The 24,496-nt window shown below is 35.1% G+C and carries 21 protein-coding genes and 1 tRNA gene; 9 read left to right on the top strand and 13 right to left on the bottom strand.

Going from position 1 to position 24,496, the window contains the following annotated elements:
• Window positions 1-13: 13 nt before the first annotated feature.
• The 7 genes from AC07XU_RS12805 to AC07XU_RS12775 all read right to left on the bottom strand — a co-directional run bounded on the left by AC07XU_RS12805 (window position 14) and on the right by AC07XU_RS12775 (window position 7,080).
• On the bottom strand, window positions 14-2,452 hold the full coding sequence (locus tag AC07XU_RS12805) for a TonB-dependent receptor (protein ID WP_494944023.1): 2,439 nt from the start codon (window positions 2,450-2,452) through the stop codon (window positions 14-16).
• Between the two features lie 9 nt (window positions 2,453-2,461).
• Window positions 2,462-3,133: a ribulose-phosphate 3-epimerase gene (gene rpe, locus AC07XU_RS12800; protein WP_494944022.1), complete on the bottom strand. Its 672-nt coding sequence runs from the start codon at window positions 3,131-3,133 to the stop codon at window positions 2,462-2,464.
• A gap of 387 nt (window positions 3,134-3,520) precedes the next feature.
• On the bottom strand, window positions 3,521-5,656 hold the full coding sequence (gene pnp / locus AC07XU_RS12795; RefSeq protein ID WP_494944021.1) for a polyribonucleotide nucleotidyltransferase: 2,136 nt from the start codon (window positions 5,654-5,656) through the stop codon (window positions 3,521-3,523).
• Between the two features lie 110 nt (window positions 5,657-5,766).
• The gene (rpsO, locus tag AC07XU_RS12790) at window positions 5,767-6,051 is read right to left on the bottom strand and encodes a 30S ribosomal protein S15 (RefSeq protein ID WP_494944020.1); all 285 of its coding nucleotides are present in this window, start codon (window positions 6,049-6,051) and stop codon (window positions 5,767-5,769) included.
• 292 nt (window positions 6,052-6,343) lie between these two features.
• Entirely contained in the window at window positions 6,344-6,535 is a 192-nt protein-coding gene (locus AC07XU_RS12785; RefSeq protein ID WP_494944019.1) for a hypothetical protein, read from the bottom strand.
• A 9-nt stretch (window positions 6,536-6,544) separates the two neighbouring features.
• The gene (locus tag AC07XU_RS12780; RefSeq protein ID WP_494944018.1) at window positions 6,545-6,679 is read right to left on the bottom strand and encodes a hypothetical protein; all 135 of its coding nucleotides are present in this window, start codon (window positions 6,677-6,679) and stop codon (window positions 6,545-6,547) included.
• Between the two features lie 146 nt (window positions 6,680-6,825).
• On the bottom strand, window positions 6,826-7,080 hold the full coding sequence (locus tag AC07XU_RS12775; RefSeq protein ID WP_494944017.1) for a hypothetical protein: 255 nt from the start codon (window positions 7,078-7,080) through the stop codon (window positions 6,826-6,828).
• 80 nt (window positions 7,081-7,160) lie between these two features.
• Here AC07XU_RS12775 and AC07XU_RS12770 point away from each other — a divergent pair, with 80 nt between their 5' ends.
• Both AC07XU_RS12770 and AC07XU_RS12765 read left to right on the top strand, forming a co-directional pair.
• The gene (locus tag AC07XU_RS12770) at window positions 7,161-7,580 is read left to right on the top strand and encodes an acyl-CoA thioesterase (protein WP_494944016.1); all 420 of its coding nucleotides are present in this window, start codon (window positions 7,161-7,163) and stop codon (window positions 7,578-7,580) included.
• A gap of 206 nt (window positions 7,581-7,786) precedes the next feature.
• Window positions 7,787-9,211 carry an MATE family efflux transporter gene (locus tag AC07XU_RS12765; RefSeq protein ID WP_494944015.1) on the top strand — a complete coding sequence of 475 codons (1,425 nt, stop codon included), beginning with the start codon at window positions 7,787-7,789 and terminating at the stop codon, window positions 9,209-9,211.
• Between the two features lie 567 nt (window positions 9,212-9,778).
• Here AC07XU_RS12765 and AC07XU_RS12760 read toward each other — a convergent pair.
• Entirely contained in the window at window positions 9,779-10,762 is a 984-nt protein-coding gene (locus tag AC07XU_RS12760; RefSeq protein ID WP_494944014.1) for a D-alanine--D-alanine ligase, read from the bottom strand.
• A 120-nt stretch (window positions 10,763-10,882) separates the two neighbouring features.
• Between AC07XU_RS12760 and AC07XU_RS12755 the strand changes: the two genes are divergently transcribed.
• The 7 genes from AC07XU_RS12755 to AC07XU_RS12725 all read left to right on the top strand — a co-directional run bounded on the left by AC07XU_RS12755 (window position 10,883) and on the right by AC07XU_RS12725 (window position 17,232).
• Window positions 10,883-11,656: a PASTA domain-containing protein gene (locus AC07XU_RS12755; RefSeq protein WP_494944013.1), complete on the top strand. Its 774-nt coding sequence runs from the start codon at window positions 10,883-10,885 to the stop codon at window positions 11,654-11,656.
• 9 nt (window positions 11,657-11,665) lie between these two features.
• Window positions 11,666-12,721, top strand: a complete 1,056-nt coding sequence (gene mltG, locus AC07XU_RS12750; RefSeq protein WP_494944012.1) for an endolytic transglycosylase MltG — start codon at window positions 11,666-11,668, stop codon at window positions 12,719-12,721.
• A complete protein-coding gene (locus AC07XU_RS12745) occupies window positions 12,721-13,131 on the top strand; it encodes an acyl-CoA thioesterase (protein WP_494944011.1) in 411 nt (136 codons plus the stop codon). Before mltG ends, AC07XU_RS12745 begins: the two co-directional genes overlap by 1 nt.
• Window positions 13,132-14,121 carry a YihY/virulence factor BrkB family protein gene (locus AC07XU_RS12740; protein ID WP_494944010.1) on the top strand — a complete coding sequence of 330 codons (990 nt, stop codon included), beginning with the start codon at window positions 13,132-13,134 and terminating at the stop codon, window positions 14,119-14,121.
• Between the two features lie 96 nt (window positions 14,122-14,217).
• A tRNA-Ser gene (locus tag AC07XU_RS12735) sits at window positions 14,218-14,305 on the top strand.
• A gap of 365 nt (window positions 14,306-14,670) precedes the next feature.
• Window positions 14,671-15,105, top strand: coding sequence for a hypothetical protein (locus AC07XU_RS12730; RefSeq protein ID WP_494944009.1), 435 nt, complete (start codon window positions 14,671-14,673; stop codon window positions 15,103-15,105).
• Between the two features lie 42 nt (window positions 15,106-15,147).
• Window positions 15,148-17,232: an HRDC domain-containing protein gene (locus AC07XU_RS12725; protein ID WP_494944008.1), complete on the top strand. Its 2,085-nt coding sequence runs from the start codon at window positions 15,148-15,150 to the stop codon at window positions 17,230-17,232.
• Window positions 17,233-17,271: 39 nt separating this feature from the next.
• Here AC07XU_RS12725 and AC07XU_RS12720 read toward each other — a convergent pair whose 3' ends face one another.
• The 5 genes from AC07XU_RS12720 to rhaT all read right to left on the bottom strand — a co-directional run bounded on the left by AC07XU_RS12720 (window position 17,272) and on the right by rhaT (window position 24,368).
• Window positions 17,272-18,303: a GntR family transcriptional regulator gene (locus tag AC07XU_RS12720; protein WP_494944007.1), complete on the bottom strand. Its 1,032-nt coding sequence runs from the start codon at window positions 18,301-18,303 to the stop codon at window positions 17,272-17,274.
• A 52-nt stretch (window positions 18,304-18,355) separates the two neighbouring features.
• Window positions 18,356-19,735 carry an FGGY-family carbohydrate kinase gene (locus AC07XU_RS12715; protein WP_494944006.1) on the bottom strand — a complete coding sequence of 460 codons (1,380 nt, stop codon included), beginning with the start codon at window positions 19,733-19,735 and terminating at the stop codon, window positions 18,356-18,358.
• A gap of 9 nt (window positions 19,736-19,744) precedes the next feature.
• Window positions 19,745-21,028 (bottom strand): sugar isomerase, encoded by a 1,284-nt coding sequence (locus tag AC07XU_RS12710; protein ID WP_494944005.1) that lies wholly within the window; start codon window positions 21,026-21,028, stop codon window positions 19,745-19,747.
• 105 nt (window positions 21,029-21,133) lie between these two features.
• Window positions 21,134-23,254, bottom strand: coding sequence for a bifunctional aldolase/short-chain dehydrogenase (locus AC07XU_RS12705; RefSeq protein ID WP_494944004.1), 2,121 nt, complete (start codon window positions 23,252-23,254; stop codon window positions 21,134-21,136).
• Window positions 23,255-23,273: 19 nt separating this feature from the next.
• Window positions 23,274-24,368 (bottom strand): L-rhamnose/proton symporter RhaT, encoded by a 1,095-nt coding sequence (gene rhaT, locus AC07XU_RS12700; protein ID WP_494944003.1) that lies wholly within the window; start codon window positions 24,366-24,368, stop codon window positions 23,274-23,276.
• Window positions 24,369-24,496 lie beyond the last annotated feature (128 nt).

The raw sequence follows: 24,496 nt of genomic DNA, 5'->3' as shown, positions 1-24,496 counted from the left end.
TTGGTATTAATTTTTATTGATTTTTAAACTTTAAAATCAATTTAAAATTAAATTGACGCCCAGTTAAATAATTTGGCACCGCATATTGAACGTTATCTACATCTTTTAACCATAAATATGAAACCGTATTATTTACATTCAACAAATTAAATACTTCAATGTAAGCCATAAACGAACTAAAATATTTTTCTAACACTTTTGGTTTACGTAGTGCAAAATCATCTAAAAAATCTTTAGAAAAACCAATATCAACTCTCTTGTAAGCAGGGATTTGAAAAGCATCACTATAAGTATTACTTTGTGGAGAACCAATTGGCAAACGAGAGCCATATAGCATGGTTAAATGAACTTTATAGGTAGGACTGTTTAGTAATCGATCTTGAAAAAACACTGAAAAATTAACGCGTTGATCTGTTGGCCTTTTTAAATAACCAGGATAAATCGTTGTAGAAATTCCATCGCCATTTTTTACAATATATGAATCTCCTAAAATATCTTGGTTTGCTTTCATGAAAGACAATCTAAAATACGAAACAAGATCCTTTACAAACTCTCCTCCGATACTAAAATCTGCACCTAATGTATTACCAATGGCCGTTTGTGTGGATAAGTATTTGATCCTAACATTGTCAATTACGTAAGGGATCAATCTGTCTGAATATTTGTAATAAGCTTCTGAACTAAACTTTAATCGAGTGCCTAAGCCATCAAAAGCGTAATCGAAACCAAAAGAAGTATTGTAAGATCGTTGTGCTTTTTGGTTTAAGTTTAAACTTCCATCAAAAGCTCTTATGCTTCTGTAAGTTGGTGCTTGCTGATAAACACCTGCCGTAAAGCGTAGAATTTGACGATTATTATTAGGCCTGTACGCCAAGAGCAATCTCGGACTAATTAAAAATTGCTCACTTAAACTGCTATAACTTCCTCTAACACCTAATTGTAAATTGGTATTGGCCGATAAACTATAACTATCTTGAATAAATGAAGTAAAATTATTAATATTAACCTTATTGGTTTGATGGATAGATTGATCTAGATAAAACAGACTTGCATCATTTGGCAAGATGTAACCTGCAGAATCTGTTAAATGATATTCGCTTAACTCATCTCGAAATTTATTACCCTCAAATCTAAAACCAAAGGAAAAAACATGATTTTCGAAGTTTTGATCAGCCTTAATTTCGCTACTTATTGTTTGAGAGTTTAAGCTGTTTCGGGCATAACTTAAATAAGTGCCTACTCCTCTATTTACACGTACGGAGCTAAAACCGCTGGTATTAAATCCACTTTCTAGTTCATCAAAAACGTATCTTCCTTCAATATCAAACCGTTCTCTCTCTCTAGTATTAAAATAGCTATTTATCCATTTTATTGCAAAATTCGGTTTCGGACTAAATATTGCAGTAACAGCACCTCCAGCAGCTTGATAACTATCTATTTCTTGTCCGTTATATGATATATTTAGCCTCAATTGTGTATTTAAAGTTCCAAACTGGGTTTCTCTATCTTCTGGTATTAATTTAAACTGACCGATATTTAAATTTCCTAATGCACTTAGGCTAAACTTATCTGAAAAATTGTACTGATATAACAACTGCGCATCACCAAAATTTGGATTGTAACTTCCTTTATTATCTTGTTGGTTAAGTACGCTACTATTATTCTTGTACCTTAAACCCGCTAAAAAAAAACTTTTAGCATTTACAAGTTTAGTTGTTGCAGATGTACCCAAAAAACCTGTTGATAAAATGATCTGGTTACTATCTGGTCTGTCGTATTTCACATCTAAAACCGATGACAATTTATCTCCGTAACGAGCTTCAAAACCACCGGCAGAAAATTTGGCTCTGGTTACCAAATCTCCATTGATAAAACTTAAACCTTCTTGTTGTCCGTTTCTAATTAATATTGGCCTGCTTATTTCTACATCGTTGATATAAACTAAATTTTCATCGAAATTACCACCTCTAACACTATATTGCGAGCTTAATTCATTATTAGTAGAAACTCCGGGCAAGGTTTTTAAAATAGATTCGAAATTACCCGAAACGGAAGGCAAAGATCTTAAATCTGCAATGTTTATGGTATTGGTATTGCTTAATTGATTTTGCTTGTTTGTAACAGTAACCTGTTCTAATTCGTTTATATTAGGTTCTAAAAATAAATCTCTAACAATTCGTCCAGCAGCTTTTTCATTGATTTTTAGCAACACGGGTTTATAGCCTAAAAGATTGTATTTAAGTGTAAAAGCAGTCGTTTTAGAGTATATGGTATAATCGCCATTTGCATCTGTTAAAGTAGATTCTTGTTGGCCTAAAACTGCAACTGTAACTTGTTGCAACGGAAAGGATTTTGGATCTAAAATTTTACCTGTTACCCTTACCAATGGCTGGGCATTTACCAAAGTAATGCCAAATACAAAAGTAAAAATCAACAAATATAATTTTGTCATCAATGAAATTTAGATTTGATAGCTATCTATTGATCTGTTTTTCATATCTGCAATCATTTGAGCTTGGTCATTAGCAGCAAAAATCGCGTTACCAGCAACAAATGCATTAGCTCCAGACTTAATCAAATTATCGATATTTGAAATGCCAACTCCCCCATCTACCTCAATTATTAAATCGGGATTAACTTCATTAGCCATTTGCCTCAATTCGGCAATTTTATTTAAGGATTGATCTATAAATTGCTGCCCACCAAAACCTGGATTTACTGACATGATTAGTACCATATCTAAATCTGCTAAAATATCTTTGAGTAAGCTTACAGAAGTATGTGGATTGAGCGCTACACTTGCTTTACAACCATGAGCCTTAATCAATTGGATAGTTCTATGTAAATGTGTACAAGCCTCGTAATGAACTGTAATAATTGCTGCTCCGTTTTTCGCAAACTCTGCTATATATTGATCTGGATTTACAATCATCAAGTGCACATCTAAAGGTTTTGTGGCATACTTGTTTACCGCCTTTAAAACTGGAAATCCAAAAGAGATATTAGGTACAAAAACACCATCCATTACATCAACATGAAACCAATCTGCTTGGCTGTTATTGATCATTTCGATATCGCGTTGCAGATTAGCAAAATCTGCTGAAAGTATAGACGGGGCTATGATGTGTTTCATATTATTGAAATTTTATGCTATCGTTATTGCTAGGCACGATGCAATCACCTAGGTTGATTGCATTCGCATTAATATTGCTTCGTACCTCGCAATGACGCATTATCTTAGAAAGGCAAGTTACAAAAGAAGTAGGGAACTTTGTAATGGCAAACTTAAAATTTTAGCACTACCTTATGTTTGTAAACTGGATTGCAGCGGCATCTCCCGATTCTTCATCGGGAATATAGCGTAAAGCCAGACTAACATTAAAATATTTCACTTAAACTGCTTTTCAAAAAAACAAAAAACCCTTCCAGTAAAACTGAAAGGGTTAATTTCGGTCGATGGAGACACCAACCGATAAAACTTATAAAGTTCCGACTTTCCGACATACGGATTTCCGGACTTTTATCCTTGTGGAGCTGCAGGTTTTTCAGGGCGTGGCAACAAAACTTTGCGAGAAAGTTTCATTTTACCTTGTTTATCTACATCTAACAATTTAACTTCAATTTTGTCGCCTTCTTTAAGCACACCATCCATAGTTTCTAAACGTTCCCAAGAGATCTCAGAAATGTGTAACAAACCATCTTTACCTGGCATAATCTCTACAAAAGCACCAAATGGCATAATAGATTTTACTTTACCTTGGTAAGTAGCACCAATTTCTGGTTTAGCAGCAATTGCATTGATACGAGCAACAGCAGCATCAATTGCAGCTTTATTATCAGCAAAAATCTCAACGATACCTTTGTTACCTACCTCTTCAATAGAGATTGATGCACCAGTTTCACGTTGCATTTCTTGAATAATTTTACCACCTGGGCCTATTACCGCACCAATAAATTCTTTATCAATAGTTAGAGAAACAATACGTGGAGCATGTGGTTTTAAATCTTCGTTTGGTTTAGCGATTGTTTTCTTCATCTCGTTTAAGATGTGTAAACGACCTTCTTTAGCTTGTAATAAAGCTTTAGTTAATACTTCGTAAGATAAACCATTGATTTTTAAATCCATCTGACAAGCAACAATGCCATTTTCAGTACCAGTTACTTTAAAATCCATATCTCCTAAATGATCTTCATCACCTAAAATATCTGAAAGGATTGCATATTTACCAGTTTTCTCATCAGTAATCAAACCCATTGCAATACCAGAAACAGGTGCTTTGATTTTTATACCTGCATCCATTAATGCTAAGGTACCAGCACAAACAGTTGCCATTGATGATGAACCGTTAGATTCTAAAATATCAGAAACGATACGAATTGTATAAGGATTTTCTGCACCTTCTGGTAATACTTTTTTCAACGAACGTTGAGCTAAAGCACCATGACCAATTTCTCTACGGCCTGCGCCTCTGTTTGGTCTAACCTCACCTGTAGAAAAACCAGGGAAATTATAGTGCAACAAGAATTTATTGTAACCGTTAAAGAAAGCTCCATCAATCATTTGCTCATCATCTTTGCTACCTAAAGTAACCGATGTTAAAGATTGAGTTTCGCCACGGGTAAATACCGCCGAACCGTGTGCTGCAGGTAAATAACCTACTTCACTCCAAATTGGACGAATTTCTGTAGTCTTACGACCATCTAAACGAATACCTTCATCTAACAACAAATTTCTAATTGCATCGTACTGCACATCATGGTAATAATGTTTAGCCATTGCTTTAGTTAAATCTTCAGTTTCTTCTGGCATAGCCTCAAAAAACTCGTTTATGATTGCTGTAAAACCAACTTTACGCTCATCTTTATTTGAACCAGATTTTGCTACAGCATAAACTTTATCATAAGTTGCAGCATAAACTTGTTGTTTTAAAATTTCGCTATGGTCTTCGTGGCTATATTCACGTTTTACTGTTTTACCTGTTGCTTCAGTTAATTCTAATTGAACAGCACATTGAACTTTAATTGCATCATGTGCAAATTTTAAAGCCTCAACCATTTCATCTTCCTGAATTTCATCACACTCACCCTCAACCATGCCTATATCGTTAGCCGAACCAGCTACCATAAATTCTAAAGTTGCACGTTCTAAATCGCTAGCTAATGGATTAATTACCAATTTGCCATCAATTTTAGCCACACGTACTTCAGAAATAGGACCGTTAAAAGGAATATCAGAAACTGCTAAAGCTGCAGATGCCGCTAAACCAGCTAAACAATCTGGCATTATATTTTTATCAGCCGAGATTAATGAAATCATTACTTGTGTATCAGAGTGATAATCTGAAGGGAACATAGGGCGTAAAGCTCTATCAACCAAACGAGAAATTAACACTTCGTAGTCAGATAATCTTGCCTCACGACGTAAAAATCCTCCTGGAATACGGCCAGTAGCCGCATATTTTTCTTGATAATCTACCGATAAAGGTAAAAAATCTGTACCAGGTTTGGCACCTACAGTAGATACAACAGTTGCTAACAACATGGTATCTCCCATTTTTACTACAACAGCTCCATCAGCTTGTTTAGCCAATTTACCTGTTTCAATTTCTACAATTCTACCATCGCCCAAATCGAACGATTTTTTTATTACATTCATATTTAATTGTTGTGATCTGCTTTTCCTCTTTCGAACAGATCGAGTTTATATATATTTTCTTCGAGTATTAAACTAAAAAAGCCACTCTAAAAGAATGGCTTTTATTAACATTACACCGATTTGATGATATCTCTTAGCGATAAAGCTTTGATAATAGCACGATAACGATTAATATCTTTTTTGTATAGGTAAGCCAAAATACCGCGGCGTTTACCTACCAATTTTTGAAGTGACAACTGAGTAGAGAAATCTTTACGATTTTTCTTTAAGTGTTCTGTTAAGTGCGCAATACGGTATGTAAATAACGCCACTTGACCTTCAGCAGAACCAGTATTGGTTGCTACTTCGCCGTGCTCTTTAAAGATTTCGGCTTTCTTTTCTGTACTTAAATACATTCTTGAATAATATTAAAGTTAAAATTAATTAATTGTGGCGCAAAGATAAGGTATTTTAATTTAAAAACAAGCTGCTAAATTGTTTGATTGTTAAATTGTTGCGAATATATCATTAAGCTTAAACACAGAAAATAATTATCGAAAAACAATGTTAGTAATGCTTGGCAGTTACAGCCCCGCCCTCGCTTCTGCCGTGAAGGCGGCATCTCGCTAAGTCGGGTTTATTTAGCTGAGGATGAAGCGCTTTTGAAAAGTAGGTTTCCCCTCATAGTTAGCAAAACCTTTAAAAAAGTTAATCCTTTTTATTTATACGCTCCAACTCCTGTACATCCAACTGGTCTTTTATTCTATTGGTTGCTTTTTTATTCTCTATCAAATGGTTGTAGTGTAAAAAGTAAACATTAAAATCTTTTATTTTATCTACAGTGGCCATAGATAAATATTCATCGTACTTTTCTTTCTGAAGGCCAGGGATATCTGTCATTAAATCGGCTTACATTCCATCATCCATCAACACCTCGCAATAACCTGCAATAATCGGAACATCAATTAGCATATCATACCTACCATAGCCCATTTCATCAATGGCTTCAATTAAGTTTTTCCTGTTTTCTACTGTATCTTCCAAATAAATATCCAAATCACCTGTGGTACGGTTATAACCATAACGGTTAACTGCACCCCCCCTACAATTAGATAATTAACATTATGTTTTTCAAATGTTTGCAAAAGCAATAACATTTCTGCACTCTCTTTATCAAAAGACATAAAATTTTAAATGTTAGGCTTACGAATAACAAGCCCCAAGCCTTGTGGTTTTTTCAAGGGATTACCTCCATTCATTTGAACAGAAATACGATTAAGATTTAACAAGGCAAAAAATTTTTGTTCCGAAGAGCGATTTAAATAAGCATATTCTCGCTCTGCAACTATGCTAGCTCTCGAAATATTTGTATCATATAGTTTTAAACTGCCCATTCTATCAAAAATACAAAAATTATCTTTAATTAAAACAAAGAGGTTATTCATTTCCCTTAGATTAATAACTATTTAAATTTATAAACTTTATAGGTTTTAAAAACCTACAAGGTTTGTTTACTTTTGCCCCGATGATTAAAAACCAATACAGCATTTTCGAAACCGAGTTAAATGTTCGCCCTGATGATATAGACATGTTTAACCATGTACACAACAGCAAATACCTTGATTATGTATTGGCCGCTCGTTACGAGCAAATGGAAAAATTTTACGGCATGAGCTGGGAAAAATTCTCTGAACAAGGTTTCGGCTGGGTGGTAGCAAAAGTAACAATCAATTTTAAACGTGCTTTAAAAATGGGCGATAAAATGATTATTCGGACTGGGATTTTAGAAATGAATGAAAAAGGAAGTAACGTACAATTCGAAATCATCAATAAAGCTACTGGCAAATTAGCTTCTGATGGGGTTTTTGATTATGTAATGATCGATTTAGCAACTCAACGTTCTTGTAAAGTAAATGAAGAGATGATTAAAGCTTACAGTATATAACCTATTAGCTAGCTCTCTATTTCTTTGAAGATAATATCAAATATATTTTAAACATATATTTTTTTCCCTACATTTATATCATCAAACCTTTAGAACCATGAAGTTTATCGAAGTCCGTATCAGAATAGCTTAGGGCTCCACTTTCTACATCTAAAATTAAACTGGTGCTGATCTAGCATCAAATGGTTCATTCATAACTTTTTATAATGTCACAATCTTTAAAAACTTTAAATAGTTTTATAAACTTTTTTACGCTGCTTTGGCACGCCATTATTGGTAAAGAAGCAGATTTAACTTCAATAAGTATTCGCAGAGCAATCTTTCTTTTGGCAATACCTATGATGCTAGAAATGATGATGGAATCTGTATTTGCCTTGGTAGATTTATATTTCGTTGGTCATTTACCCAATAGCAGTAATGCCATACAAACAGTAGGCTTAACCGAATCTGTATTAACCATAATTTATTCTTTAGCTATAGGAATGAGTATGGCCGCTACAGCAGTAGTTGCCCGTAGAGTTGGCGAGAAAAATCCAGATGCAGCTGCAAAAGCTGGCATGCAAGCCATTTTAATTGCAGTTTTTATCAATGTAATCATCAGCATCGCTGGATTAATTTATGCAAAAGAGATTTTGCTAGTCATGGGGGCTACTGAAACCACTGCCATACAAGGAACAACTTTTGTACAAATTATGATGGGAAGTAGCGTTATTATTATGCTACTATTTTTAATCAACGGTATTTTTAGAGGCGCAGGTAATGCTTCTATAGCGATGCAAAGTTTAATTATTGCTAACGTTGCCAACTGTATTTTATGCCCCATATTTATTAGAGGTTTTGGTTTTATACCAGCTTATGGCTTAACTGGTGCAGCCATTGCCACAACCATTGGCAGAGGGTTAGGTGTTTGTTATCAGGTATTTCATTTAGCAAGAGGAAATAGCGCTTTAAAGATAAAATTAGCCTACTTTATTCCTCAATTTGACCAAATTAAAGCTATTATTAAGATTGCTGCACCAGCCATTTTACAGTTTGTAATTGCCTCATGCAGCTGGATATTTTTAGCGGAGTTGGTGGCCACAACTGGTGGCGACCATGGTTCTGCTGGCTACCAAACTGCATTGCGCCTAATGATGTTTTTTATGTTACCGGCTTGGGGTTTAAGCAATGCTGCAGCAACTTTGGTTGGCCAAAACATGGGTGCTGGTCATTTTGATAGAGCTGAAAAATCTGTATTTACCACCATGAAATATTCGGTGTTATTTATGGCTTTTGTAACCGTTCTCTTTTTAACTTGTGGCAAATATTTCGCTTCCTTTTTTACCACAGATGAGCAAATTAAAGCAGTTGCAGTTGAGGCTCTGAGAATTTTAAGCTACGGTTTTGTACTTTATGGCATTGGGATGGTATTGGTTAGTGCATTTAATGGCGCAGGCGATACTTGGACACCGACCAAAATAAACATTGTCGCTTTTTGGTTATTTCAAATTCCATTTGCTTACTTTTTAGCCAAGTATTTAAATATGGGTCCAACAGGCGTATTTGTAGCCATTCCTGTAGCAGAAGTTGGAATTACCATTGCCGCTTTTATTTTATTTAAACGCGGCGGTTGGAAGAAAAAAGTGGTTTAATTTTAAAAGCTACAAAACAATTTTTAACCACATAGATAGCATAGAATTTTATAGTTTTATTTAAGAATTAGGAGGCTTTATAGTTAAGGCTAAAGTTTTTTCTAGAAGCGCACTAATAGTACAAAAATTAATGTATTGTCCCGCCATCCACTTTACTTCGCCCTTCGTAAACTTCGGGCTTCGTGCTCGCTGCTGTCGGGGCTAATTACAAGGGCTTGTGCTATTAAAGCCCCTCATAGTTGCATAAACCAATTCTTTTAAACCTGATAGCAGCGAAAATACTTTTGCTAAACTTTCGAAGTCTTCTAACCAACCTACCAAAGACTTCGTAAGTTTTTTAGCAAAAGATTGTAGCGTAAAGCAGGACTACCAGAAATATAGAATACTTGCGTTGCTTTTCTCCTAATTTATCTGGGTATTTTTACACTTTCGTTATTATAGCGTGTTTAAGAAAGATTGATCTACATCTAACAAGAACTCTTACCTAGTCAATCTTACTTAAATATCTTAAATACAAATCAGACCCTGAAATAAATTCAGGGTGACGGCAGTTTAAAATATTAGCTATTAAATCGTTTCTTCAATTACCTGAGTATAAAAATCTTTAAGTTGCGTACCCATGGCAGCTACTTGTTGAGGGATAAAACTTGTAGCTGTTTGGCCCGGAATGGTATTAATTTCGATGAAGTAAAAATTGCTGGTATTGTGCTCTAAAAAATAATCAATGCGTACAATGCCGTTGCAATTTAGTTTCTCATAAACTTCTGCAACAACTTGCTCTACCCTATTTTTCTCCTCATCAGACATTCTACCAGGTGTAATTTCTTCGGTAGCACCAGGTGTATATTTGGCCTCAAAATCAAAAAACTCGTTTGCAGGAATTACTTCTGTAGCAGGCAAAACCACAATTTTACCTTTGGTTTTAAAAACGCCAACAGAAAACTCTCTACCTTCTACAAACTCTTCAATTAAAACTTGACTATCTTCCTTAAGCGCTTTGTCTAAAGCGCTTTGCAAATCATCAGCATGTTTAACTTTACTCATGCCAATGCTACTACCGCCATTATTAGGTTTTACAAAATAAGGTAATTTAAGTTCGGCCTTAATCTCATCAATAGAAAAGATAGTATTTTTAAAAATTTGTACAGATTTGGCAACGTTAAGGTTTTTAATACCATTTACAATTGCTTTGGTGTAACCTTTATTCATCGTAATGGCAGAGGTTAAAGCACTGCAAGTGGTATAAGGAATACCTAACATATCAAAATAACCTTGTAGTTTACCGTCTTCGCCTGGCGAACCGTGAATGGCTATAAAAACGCCATCAAACTTAATTTTTCTACCATTTATTGTCAAAGAAAAATCGTTTTTGTCGATATCGATTTTAACAGAATCTGCAGGTTCATAAAACCAGCCATTTTCGGTTAGCATTATTTTATAAACATCGTACTTTGTGGTATCTAAATTTTGAGCAATTGTAGCTGCACTTTTTACTGAAACTACCCATTCGCCTGTAGTGCCACCTGTCAATAATGCGATCGTTTTCTTCATGGAGATAAAATTAAAAACCAAAAATATAAATTTTGTTGATGCAGATTTGATTTTAATTGAGATAAAATATTTTTTTTAAACTAAATTTGAGCGCTTAACATCAATCCTAATAGAAAATAAATGAGCAAATTTATTGCATATCTTAAAACAAAATCTTTTAGAAATAACTTTATAGCCGCCATTTTTACAGTTGCTGTAATCTTGCTGATTGCCTTTTTTAGTTTACGTTATTACACCAAACATGGTGAAGGCTTAAATGTGCCAGAGCTCAAAGGTCTAACACTATCTCAAGCGGTAAGTAAGTTAGAAGAACTTGGTTTAAGATATGAGATTGATTCGGTTTTTATAATGGATAAACCTCCAGGCATTGTTACAGATCAAGATCCTGATGCAAATACATTTGTGAAAGATAACAGGACGATCTATTTAACAATAAACACTTCTCAGGCACCTAATGTAAATTTCCCTGACATTGAAAATAAATCGCTAAGGGAAGCTGTAGCAATTTTAGAAAGTTATCGTTTAAAACTTGGCGACACTACTTACAAACCAGATGTTGCAAAAGACGTAGTTTTAGAGACTTACTTTGGCGGGCAGCTAATTAAAACTGGAGAAGTGTTGCCAACTGGATCGAGAATAAACTTAACCTTAGGCGATGGTAGAGGAAATGAAGATGTAGAGTTACCGAGTTTGCTAGGTCTACCATTAGATGAGGCTAAGTTCTCATTAAGAGGAGCCATGTTAACCTTAGGTACAATAAGTTATGAAGGAGAAATTACCGATACAGCAAATGCTGTTATTGTTTCTCAATTTCCTTTACCAGCAGACACCATTGTTAAAGTTAAAATAGGCACGCCTGTAAACATTACCTTAACCAATAAACCAAAAAATTAGATCGTAGAGATGACTGAATTGAATAAAAAAACGACTTCGAAAAGCACCAAAATTATTTTAGTAATTGCTTTAGTAATTTTAGCCATTGGCGGATATTTTGGATTGAATGTTTATAGAACTTATTTATCGGCAAATGTAACCGGCAATGAAAAGTACATCTATATAAAAACTGGAGCAACTTACGATGAATTTATTAGCAACCTAGAAAATAAGGATGCTTTAAATAGCATAGCAACATTTAAAGAGGCCGCAGCTAAAATGAATTTGGCAAACAGCTTAAAATCTGGCAGGTATGCGATAAAGGTTGGCATGAACAACAGAACGCTAATTAATAAGTTAAAATCTGGAAACCAAGATGCAGTACAGTTAAAGTTTCAAAACATCAGGAAAATTGAAAACTTTGCAGCTTATTTAGCGAAAAATGTAGAAGCTGACTCTGCTTCTTTTATGCAAGTTTTGGATTCTGCAGCATTAATAGAAAAATATGGTTTTAATAAAGAGACTGTTTACACAATGTTTATTCCAAATACTTACGAATTGTATTGGAATACTAGTCCGCTTGATTTTTTTGAAAAAATGCAAAAAGAATACACCAAATTCTGGAATGCAGATCGTAAGCAAAAAGCTGCTGCCTTAAACCTTAGCCCTATTCAAGCAACAATCCTCGCTTCTATTGTTGATTCTGAAGCATTGTTTGATAAAGAAATGCCAACTATTGCAGGTTTATATCTTAACCGTTTAAATCGTGGTATTTTGTTACAGGCAGATCCAACTGTAATTTTTGCAAACGATGATTTTACCATTAAAAGAGTGCTTAATTCGCATTTAGCTGTAAACTCTAAATATAACACTTATAAGTATGCAGGTTTGCCTCCAGGGCCGATTATGATGCCTAGCATTAATGCAATTGATGCTGTTCTAAATCCTGATAAGAATAATTACATTTATATGTGTGCCAAAGAGGATTTTTCTGGCTACCATGCTTTTGCTGAGACTAGAGAACAACATGAAATTAATGCCAATAAGTACAGGGCAGCAATGAACAAACGCAATATTTATAAATAATGTTTGTATACGAAAGTAAAGTTAAAGTTAGGTACGTAGAAACCGACCAAATGGGTGTTGTACATCATAGTAATTATGCCCAATATTATGAGTTAGCAAGAACCGAATGTTTTGAAGCCTGCTCTGGCATGAGCTACCAAACCATGGAAGATGAGGGTGTGATGTTGCCTATTTTAGAAATGCAATCTAAATTTTTAAAGCCTGCACATTACAACCAAACTTTAACCATTAAATCTATAGTAAAAGAATTACCAACCGTAAGACTAACTGTAGATTATGAGATATATAACGAAGCAGAAGAATTGATTAATATTGGAAAAACCGTTCTGGTGTTTGTAAATAGACAAACACGGAGACCTTGCCAACCACCAGAAAATTTTATGCAACAGGTTCGTCAATATTTTAAATAAATGAATTGGGTACACCAACAGCTATTGCGCCTTGCTCCTTACCGATTGTTCATTAAATGGACAAAAGCTTGCGTATTACCTGGTTTTAGCCCTTTACCTTTATATACTGTAGCAACTTTCTTTTTTAAAGAAATTGGCAAAGAAACTTTGGTGAACAAAGCATCTTCTTTGGCTTACAATTTTATGCTAGCCATATTTCCGGCAATCATTTTTCTTTTTACGCTCATCCCCTACATCCCTAAAAGCATTGGCTTTCAAAAAACATTAATGGATTTATTGGCTTTGGTGCTGCCAAACAATGCTTATTTAGCTTTCGAAACTACCATCAATGAAATTGTAAATATTCAAAATGGAAGTTTATTATCTGTAGGTTTTATCTTATCTATATTTTTCTCTACCAATGGTGTGCACAAGCTAATGGTTGCATTCAATAAATCATCGCTAATTGTTGAAACGAGAACTTGGCTAAAACAACGCTTAGTAGCTATGGTATTAACTTTTATTATTGCAGTTTCGGTAATAGTTTGTATTGCGGCAATGGCCATAAGCGAAATCTTATTAACCTATTTACAAAATGAATTAGATTATAAGGGTGGAATAACCTTATTTATTATACAGTTTATTAAATGGGCATTGTTAGGGATTTTGTATTTTATTACCGTATCTATTTTATACAGGTATGGACCAGCCCATGCTAAAAAATGGAAGTTTTTTAGTGCGGGATCTTGGTTGGCTACAATTTTAGCATTTTTAACCATCTGGGGATTTTCTTTCTACATTAATAACTTCGGCTCGTATAATAAACTTTATGGTTCTATCGGTACTTTAATTGTGGTAATGATTTGGCTTTATCTTAATTCTTTAATTTTATTGATCGGATTTGAGTTAAATGCAAGCGTAGACTTATCAAAAAGAAGCGTGAAAATCATTCGTCCGAACTTTAATTTGTTCAAAAAACCACTTCAAAAGGAAGAAAAACTAAATAAATAAAATTTTTTATTGCTCTGTTTTAGGCGCTTAGCACATTTTTTAAAAAAAGATGCATTCACAGTTTGCAGATTTAATCAGAGTTCGTACTTTTGTCGCGGAGAGCTGGCAGAGTGGTCGAATGCGGCAGTCTTGAAAACTGTTGACTGTCATAGGTCCGGGGGTTCGAATCCCTCGCTCTCCGCCACTCAAAAAAACAAAAGCCTTTAGATATTTTCTAAAGGTTTTTGTGATTCTAGCAGGTTTCTAAATATTCCTATTTTCTTAAATGAGAATTTAGTAAAGTTCGGTTACATTAACTCAAAAAGATTTCAGATGTAAAACTGATGACCTTCTTGGTTTAATTTTTTTCTAAATAAAATGATGGATGAGTTTGCGGTTATAGTTAGCAAACGAGTTAATGATAAAGTATAAAAAAAGAGAGCGGAAATTAGCCAAAGGCACTTCCCGCTCATCTAAATTAACGCTCTCACAATAAAAAACGTAAGCGTTTCTTAAATGTTGCGTTTGATTAAAAAAAAATCAAAATCAACCTTGAGCTATAAAGCTTAAATGTGGAAAAAAACTGTCGGCCTTGAAGCTAACTTGCCTTATTTTTGCCACATCAATAGCAAACAGTCCATGGCCAATTTTGAATACCTTTTCTACCTACAAAACCAACACATCATTATCCTCGAGATTAAAAGAAAAGATCTCCGGAATGATGCTCCCGCAGAAGACAGGTTTAAATGGTTATGGATTGAAAGAATCGACAATTCGATTACAAAGCTTGATTTCTGCTCTATGGATAATTCTGGAGAAATCCAAGAAAGATATTTCGATCAAGGATACCTTAAATTTAACGATAAGACTGGAACATTTATCGAAAAGTATAATTCTGCTCAGCACTCTTTAGAAAGGTGCGATCCAGCAATTGAAGATGATGCGATCCATCAGTTGATAGTTGGCTTTCTATCTACACATCAAGAAACCCAGAAAGGCAAATAAATTAATATTCAGCATCAACAGTCTTATTTCAAAAATTCATCTATGCCCAATAACCAGCAGCAGCTTATTCTACAGTTCATAGAGCTGACCAATAACCCCATCTTTTTGACAGGAAAGGCGGGAACGGGTAAAACTACGCTATTGACTAAGATCCGTGGTACAACAAAAAAGAAATATGTGGTAACTGCGCCAACAGCAGTTGCGGCAATTAATGCAGGTGGAGTAACCATACACTCCTTTTTCCAAATTCCTCCCGGACCATTACCTCCACCACAAGAAACAAATAGTCCAGAATTCTCTGCAAAAAGCTTTAATAGTGAAAAATCAAAGCTTTTTAAAACCCTTGAACTACTGATTATAGATGAGATTAGTATGGTTAGAGCAGATATGATAGACTATATCAATAGATCACTACAATTTATACGAGGCAATGATGAGCCTTTTGGTGGCGTACAGCTTTTAATGACGGGCGACCTTTATCAACTACCGCCCGTATTCCAAAACGATTGGCATTTACTCGCTAAACATTATCAAAGCCCCTACTTTTTTGATAGCATTAGTTTAAGGCAAAGCCCTCTGACTACTTTTGAACTTGAAAAAGTATACAGGCAGAATGATCCAGAATTCATTGATATATTAGCTGGAGTGAGAAGCGGCAACATTTCACCAGATTTATTGGATAAGCTTAATGGTCAGCATGTAGATAACCTAAACGAGGTAGATCTCTCTACCTATGTAACCCTAACTACGCACAACCCGCTTGTTAATGAGATTAATCAGCAGCGGCTTGAGAAGCTTGAGGGTGAAGCGCATGCCTTTACTGCGCAGATTACCGGAGATTTTCCAAAGGAAGCGCATCCTACACTTGAGCAACTAATACTTAAGCCAGGAGCGATGGTGATGTTTATTAAAAACGACAGTTCGGGCAAAAAGCAGTATTACAATGGAAGAACAGCAAAAATTGACAGCATTAGTGGAGAAGAAATCAATTTGACTTTCCTTGATGACCAATCAAGCTTTCAGCCAAGCAGAGAAATCTGGGAGAATAACAAGTATGCGCTCTCAGAAGATGGAAAAGAGCTGAACCAGCAAACTGCTGGTACTTTCTCGCAATTCCCGCTTAGACTTGCATGGGCAATTACTATCCATAAAAGTCAAGGGCTAACCTTTGATAAAGCAGTTATTGACGTAGGTGCTGCATTTGCTCACGGACAAACCTATGTAGCACTTAGCAGATGTAGAAACCTTGAAGGAATGGTGCTAAGGGAAAAAGTTCACATGCGTAATATTATTACTGACCCAGCGGTATTTAGCTTTATGGCTAAAAACGGCCAAAAAAAGCCAGAAAAAACTGAGCTTGAAAAATCGATTATAGAAAGTGACAAGCAGCTTATCAAATCCTGTTTCAATTTTTCGGCCTTTAACAGAGCATTACAGCAACTTACAGCAATTCTTTATAATAGCACATCACCAATAACGCTTACCTTGAGTAAGCAAAGCGCAGCACTTTCTGAACTCACTAAAAAGAAGATTAACCAAGTTGGGCAACTTTTTATCCAACGGGAAATGAATGGATACAGTGGACTTAATGAACAATTTAAACTAAGATTAAAAAAAGCGGCAGGTTATTTTTTACCGCAGCTTAATGAGCTTTCATCAGGACTGCTTTCTATACATGAGCAGACCGAAAATATTCCATTTCATCCAGAATATCTGCCTACAATGAACCAACTGATGGCATGGATTAAAGAAAAAACTTCAGCATTTATTCAGATGGAAGATTTGCATGAACTTTACCAACTTAAAGAAGCCATTACAAGTGCCAGTGCCGATTACCGCGAACTTGAGCAATACACCAAGCCAGTTCCAAAGGTTTCGGTTAGCTCCAACCCTATTCTTTTTACTAAACTTGAAAATTGGAGACAGCTCGCCGCTCAAGCAAAGAACATCTCTGTTCATCAACTCATCTCAGAACAGGCCCTGATTGACATCGCTGCCAAACCACCCAAAACACTAAGCGAATTGGCAAAACTAAAGAGCATAGGCGAAGGAAAAGCAATGCAATATGGAACAGAGATTTTGAGTGTAATTAGGTCGCACTATGGAGATAGTGCTTCTCTGTTTTAAAAAACAACCTAGAATTCTTATGTAATTAATTTCAAAAAATTACAACGATTTCCTTAACCTCAAATAAAATGGAATTTCTATTTTCTGGGTTTGATTTTCTATAATTAGTTCAGCAGCTTTTTTGCCTAATTCATTAAAATCTGTAGAAATGGTGGTGATCCCATTTAAAATGAAACGCTTAAGAGGAGTTTCATTATAAGAAATTATACCTACATCTTTTCCAATTTTCAAGTCTAAGGTAATTAAGCGTTCAATAAGAATTACCAAATCATCTTCCATTAAATTGATATACACTTCACCCCTATTAATTTCCTCATCTTTAATATTGTGTATCACTTTGTGATTAAAAGCATATTGCTGACAAAAGCGATAAAAGCCAGTTAAGATTTCTTGAGGAAAGTAACTATCTTTTGGAAAGATAATTTTAAGCGTATCGTAATTTGCCAGTCTTTCTAATGCTTGCTCTAAAGCATTGTAAATATCTAAAGTAAAATTTTCGTAAGCCGCCGCATAATCTCCAGTAATACCAGGCAAAAGTTTATCTAAAATGATTAACTTCTCTTTTGGGATAGTATTTATTATTTCATGCGCATTTTCTCCTCCTTCATTAAAATGAGGAATAATTACGAAATGAGTATAATCATCTTTTTTGCTAATCAGGATTTTTTTGAAGAGTGCAAAATCATTGTTGTAGATGTAAAAATCTATCATTGCCTGTTCACCAATTGATTTTACAAATGAATCGTAAATGATTTTTTTGTGTGTGCTCAATTTATTAAAGAGCAAGCAAATTTTAAGTTTGCGTGCGAAATCTACGTTAACGATAAAAAATCCCTTACCAGGAACCGATTCTACAACACCAAGTTTACGCAAATGTCGATATCCTTTTTCGGCGGTATCTCTAGAAATTTCTAATTTAAAACTAAGCTCGTTTATGGAAGGAAGCAGGCTATTCTTTTTTAGTTTACCACTAGAAATGGCCGACAAAATAGCATTGGTAAGCTGTTTGTATTTAGGCGTTGATGAATATTCATCTACAACAATATGCGCTATAAGGTCTTTTGGTTTCAAAACTAGGCTTGTTAAACAATTTGAAGATAGGAATATTTAACGAAAATAGGCTTTATAGCGTACGCTGTATAGCAGAAAAGTATTTTAACTCTATAATATCCGTAGGCACGGGATTATTGTTCCAGGCGTTATTAATTGCCAAAGCAGTACCAATTGCAGTTGCCTGAGATACAGAAGATGCATACACCTCAATGTTTGGTAATGAAATAGCTAACAAATGCATATAAATTGCATTTTTACCGAAGCCTCCATCAACAAAAATCCGAGTAACACCAGCATTTAAAATTAGGTTTAAAGAATAAATTTGCTGTTTTACCAAATCAAATATCAATTGATGATATGCTTCTTCAGCTGTTTTAAACAAACTTAAATCTCGATTAGCAAAAGCTGATACAGTTGTAAATTCTTTAATTGGCTCTGCATTTTCTGGCACTTTTGCGGCCAACTTTAAAAATAATGATGCATTAAATTTTAAATGTTTGAATAAATAGGCTGCTCTATCAAAATGATTGGCAATACGACTTAACTGTTGCTCATGCTCATTACCAGCAAATATTCTTGATGCTTTAACTGCTTTACCTTTAAAGTGCATATAACATAAACAATCTTGTTTCAGCTCTGCTGCTGTTAAAGGATTTTGGTTAAAAGGGTTTAAAGCAATACACCAAGTGCCGGTAGATAATAGTATAAATGGCGTATTAAAATTCTCTAAATAAGGGATTAAAGCTGCCGAACTATCGTGTAAACCTACACCAACTTTATAATTTCTCCCTTCGTAGGTGATATCTAAACTCGAATCAGCGGGTGTAAATTCTCCAAGTTTTGGCAATAAGCCTTCTTCTTTTACCCAATGGTGATACTCATTTTTATTAAAATCCCACAGTTGTGTATGGCAACCAATGCTGGTAATATCGGCCAATGCCTTACCTGTAATTAAATAACTCAAATACTGCGGCAAATGAAGTGCATATTTAACTTTCTCGAAAATTGCAGGTTGCTCTTTTTTTAGTCGATAAAGTTGAAGACCTGAATTTAAACTGCCTAATATTGGCGAAGCAGTTTCTTGAGCGATTTTTTCTTCTCCACCATATCGATCATAAAACTCATTACTCAGCTCTGCTGGATAAGCTTTTAAGTAGTTATAAAGTGGTGTTAATGGTGTTCCATTTTCATCTAAATAAACAAAACTTGCTCCATAGGTAGAAAAATTAATTGCTTTGATATCATATTCTTCCATCTTTTGCACCTGATGTAAAGAATCATAAACTGATGAAATTAAACTTTCTAAATTTTCGCAAGGCTCGCCATCTTCATCTAAGGTTTCGATAAATCTAGCTGCCCTTTCGTAAACGATTTTATACTCTTCATCAACTAAGAATAACTTTTTGTTGGTTTTTCCAACGTCAAATATGGCGATTACAGGTTTTGGCATTTCTCTTTTTTATAATCCTGTAGCTACAGTATTAGATCCACGTTGTGCAACTAGCGTTTTTCTGCAAGTTAATTCTCTATATAAATTTAATGGAGCTAACGCTGCACCAGCCCTTAATCTTGCTTCGGCAACAAGAGCTCTTAAATCGCTTCTAAATGTATGTTGTAATATTTCTTGACAAGTTACCACATCATTATTTTCTTGCGCTGAGATTAAAGCTTTTCTATCTACCAATAAAGCTTGCGCATAAGCGATCATAATGGCTTCTATAGATTGTAACAAATCTTCTAATGGATCTTTCACGTTGTGTGATGCATCAATCATCCAGCCTAAACCTGTGGCATGATCCATTCCTTTTGCATCCATTCCCTCAACCAATTCATTAAAAATTAAAAATAACTGATAGGGTTTGATGCTTCCCGTTGTTAAATCATCATCTCCGTATTTAGAATCGTTAAAATGGAAACCACCCAATTTGCCTTCCATTAACAATAAGGATACAATTTGTTCGATGTTGGCATTCGGCAAATGGTGACCTAAATCTACCAATGTGTAGGCTTGTTTACCTAATTTGTTAGCGTATAATAACGATTGGCCCCAATCTCCAACAGTTGTTGAATAAAAATTAGGCTCAAAAGCTTTATACTCTACAAACATTTTCCAATTTGCTGGCAAGGCCGAATAAATTTCTTGCAAACTGCTCAACGTGTTTTCGAAAGCTTTTCTAAAATTTAATTGACCCGGAAAACATGATCCATCTGCCAACCAAACGGTTAACGATTCTGAACCTAAAGATATACCTTGTTTAATTACTTCGATATTATGCTCAATTGCCTGTTTTCTTACCGCTTTATCTACATGTTGCAATGAACCAAATTTATAACTTACTGGCGCACCAGGCTGATCTTGAAAAGTGTTTGAATTTACTGCGTCGAACTTTAACCCGTAACCAGCGGCTAAACTTTTAATCTGCTCTGGATTTTGAGGAATATCCCAAGGAATATGTAAAGAAATAGCACCACTAGAATTGTTTAGTGCGTGTAGCAAACCAACATCTTCAATTTTTTGCTCCAAATTTGTTGGCTCTCCACCAGCTGTAGCAAAACGGCCAAAACGTGTACCGCCAGTTCCCAATGCCCAACTAGGTATCGCAATTTGAAAATCAACTAACTTTTGTATTACTGCTTCAAGATCTACATGAGACCATTCATTTTTTAAATAACTGAGCTTTTGTTCGTGCTTGCTAATTAGGATATCGTTATGTTGTGCTATTTGGTTTTTCTCGATGTTCATGAGTATTTGGTTATAGGTTAGTTTTGAACCACTGATTTACACAGATAAACACAGATCAAATTTCTTATCTGTGTTCATCCTTTGCATCCGTGGTTAATTTTTTATTTATCTCGCAAACGCCATGGCTACTCCGCCATCAACGTTTAACATATTACCTGTTGATTTGCTTAACAAGCCGCCAACAAAAGCAAAACAAGCATTTGCAATATCATCTGGTAAAATAATTTGATTAAGCAAGGTACGTTTTGCGTAATAAGCAGGCAATTCTGCAACAGTAATTCCGTATGCTTTTGCCCTTCCTTCAGCCCAACCGCCTGCCCAAATATTGCTATCGCTAATTACCGCGTCTGGGTTTACTACGTTAACACGAATATTGTCTGCACCAAGTTCTGCAGCATTTAATCTACTTAAATGCAATTGAGCAGCTTTTGCACTACCGTAACCAGCATTATTTGGTCCGCTCACTAGAGCATTTTTACTTACAATATTGATAATATCACCACCAATTTCTTGTTTTTTCATGGTTGCTGCTGCCGCTTGCGTAATAAAGAACTGACCTTTTACCAATACATCATATAACAAATCCCAATCTTTTTCGCCGTGATCGGCAATGGTTTTAGAAATTGACAAACCTGCATTGTTGATCACAATATCTATACCGCCAAAAGCTAAAGCAGCGCTATCGAAAGCTGAGTTGATATCAGCAGCACTAGTTACATCTAAAATAGCTGTACTATAGGCATCTTTACCATACAGTTTTTTAAACTCCTCACCTGCTTCTGCTAAGCGCTCTGCATTCATGTCATTTAAAATAACAACACCACCTTCGGCTACAAACTTTTTAGCAATTGCTTTCCCTATACCGCCTGCGCTGCCTGTAATTAGTGCAATTTTACCTGTTAATGGTTTAGGTTTAGGCATGCGTTGCAATTTTGCTTCTTCTAACAACCAATACTCGATATTAAATGCTTCTTGATGTGGCAATGAGGTGTATTCAGAAATTGCTTCAGCACCTTTCATTACATTAATGGCATTGATATAAAATTCTGAAGCTACTCTTGCCGTTTGTTTATCTTTAGAGAAAGTAAACATTCCGATGCCAGGATAAAGAATTACAACAGGATTGGTATCTCGAATTACAGGACTATTATCATGCTTGCAAGCCTCATAATAATCGGTATACATTTGTCTGTACGCTTCAAATGCTGGGGTTAATCTCTCTTTTAAAGTAGCAACATCTGTTAAATCTGCATCAACTGCTAAATCTAAAACCAATGGAGAAATTTTGGTGCGCAAAAAATGATCTGGACAACTCGTACCCATTGGCCCTAAACGACTTAAGTCATTTGAGTTAATGAATTCCAACACCCTTGTATCATCAGTAAAATGACCAATCATGTGTTGTTTTGATGAACATAAACCACGTAAAACTGGAGCTAAAGCAGCAGCTTGTTTTTTACGATTCTCATCAGTAGCACTCTCCAATTTTTGTCCGCCAAAAACAGGACCTTTTTTACCATAGTTTGCATTAAGATATTCAGAACAAATCTCAATCACATCTAACGTGTTTACATAACTTTCGTAAGCAGTATTGCCCCAAGTAAACAAACCATGTGAGCCCAACATTATACCTCTTATGCCAGGATTTTCATCTAAGCATTTTTTTAAAGATAAGCCCAACTCAAAACCAGGCTTTTTCCACTCAACCCAACCAATTGTACCACCAAATAACTCTTCTGTTATTTTCTTTCCGTCTTTAGCTGCCGCGATGGCAATTGCTGCATCTGGGTGTAAATGATCAATGTGTGCAAAAGGCAAAAATCCATGCAACGGTGTATCAATTGATGGTGCTTTAGAGCTTAAATCGAAAATACAGTGGTTAAATAATTCAACCATTTCATCTTCACGCTCAACACCGCGATAAATATTTTTTAGACTTCTCAATCTATCTACATAAAGTGCAGCTAACCCACTTTTTTTCAATGTTCCTAAATCACCTCCAGAACCTTTAACCCACATCACCTCAGTTTCTGAACCCGTAAGTGGGTCTTTCTCCATCAATTTACATGATGTATTTCCCCCACCATAATTGGTTAAACGTAAATCAGCTCCCAATAAATTCGAACGATAAATTAATAAGGCAACTTCATCTCCAGCCAATTTAGCCGCCTCTTCATCATCCCACAAGTAACTAACGTATTTATAACTCTTTGTATCGATTGACATTTGTATATATTTTTATTTTTTAAACTTTAATTGAATTACCGTACCCAACAATAAGTACAGATACTATAATGGTTGCAATACCAATAATGATTGTTCTAAGCGTAGCTTTAGAAACTCCTTTCCACTCGTTAAGCACAAGGCCCCAAACATTTGCAATTAGAATGATAAATGCCATGTGTAAAATCCACGAACTTGCGCCATTGCCCATTTTACTCTCGCCCATACCATAAAAGAAAAACTGTAAAAACCATGTTGTTCCGGCCAATGCCGAGAAGATATAATTTTTTAATAGCGGTGTTTTAGGATTGGTATAATCGCCAAAAGTTTTGTTTCTGGCATTTAAAATCATGCACCAAATAAAATTGGTAGTTAAACCGCCCCACAACACAACAACGTAAGTAACATTATTAGAGAAAAGGAAATTACCAGTTTCTGTCGGATTTAAAGTTTTCCATGCAGCATTCGCAATATCTGCCATTGGCTTACCTGCTTCAATACCGAAGTTAAAACAAGCGCTTAACACACCAGAAACTATCCCAACAAATAAGCCTAAGCCAAATTTATATTCTGTTTTAACTACATCACCGTGTGGATCTTTAGAATCTAATTTTAACTGTTTTTCCTTCATCATTCCGGCTTTGCCGCAAATAACAATACCAATTACACAAACAACTAAGCCCAAAAGCACCATTCGGCCCCAATCGGTAGTTAAAAACATCGTAAAAGTATCTTTGCCTTCTTTTGGGAAAACATCAAAATAAATAGAAGGTAAAATAGAGCCTAAAACCATGCATAAGCCCAATATGATTGAGCTACCAAGAGATACGCCCAAATAACGAACACCTAAGCCGTAGGTTAAGCCACCAATACCCCATAAAACACCAAAAAAATAGGTTAAGGTTAAAATACTTCCGGTAGTGGTTGCAATAATATCTCCAAAGTTTGGGATGGTTAAATAAGCTGCCAATGGCGGAACGATTAACCACGAAAAAATTCCTCCAACTATCCAATAGCTTTCCCACGACCAACCTTTAACTTTTTTGTAAGGGATGTAAAAACTACCAGAGGCAAAACCGCCGATAAAATGAAAGATTACGCCTAAAAATGCTTGCATACAATGAATATTTGGTTTACTAAAATATAAATTGCTTAAAAGTTAACTGTTATGAACTGTTATGCAATATAAATTGAAACGTATTGGAAATATTTTACCAACAAAAAAAGAGCTGTGTTGATAATTAA

This window comes from Pedobacter sp. GW456-11-11-14-TSB4 (assembly GCF_059424425.1).
This window is presented reverse-complemented; position numbering and strand designations above follow the sequence as displayed.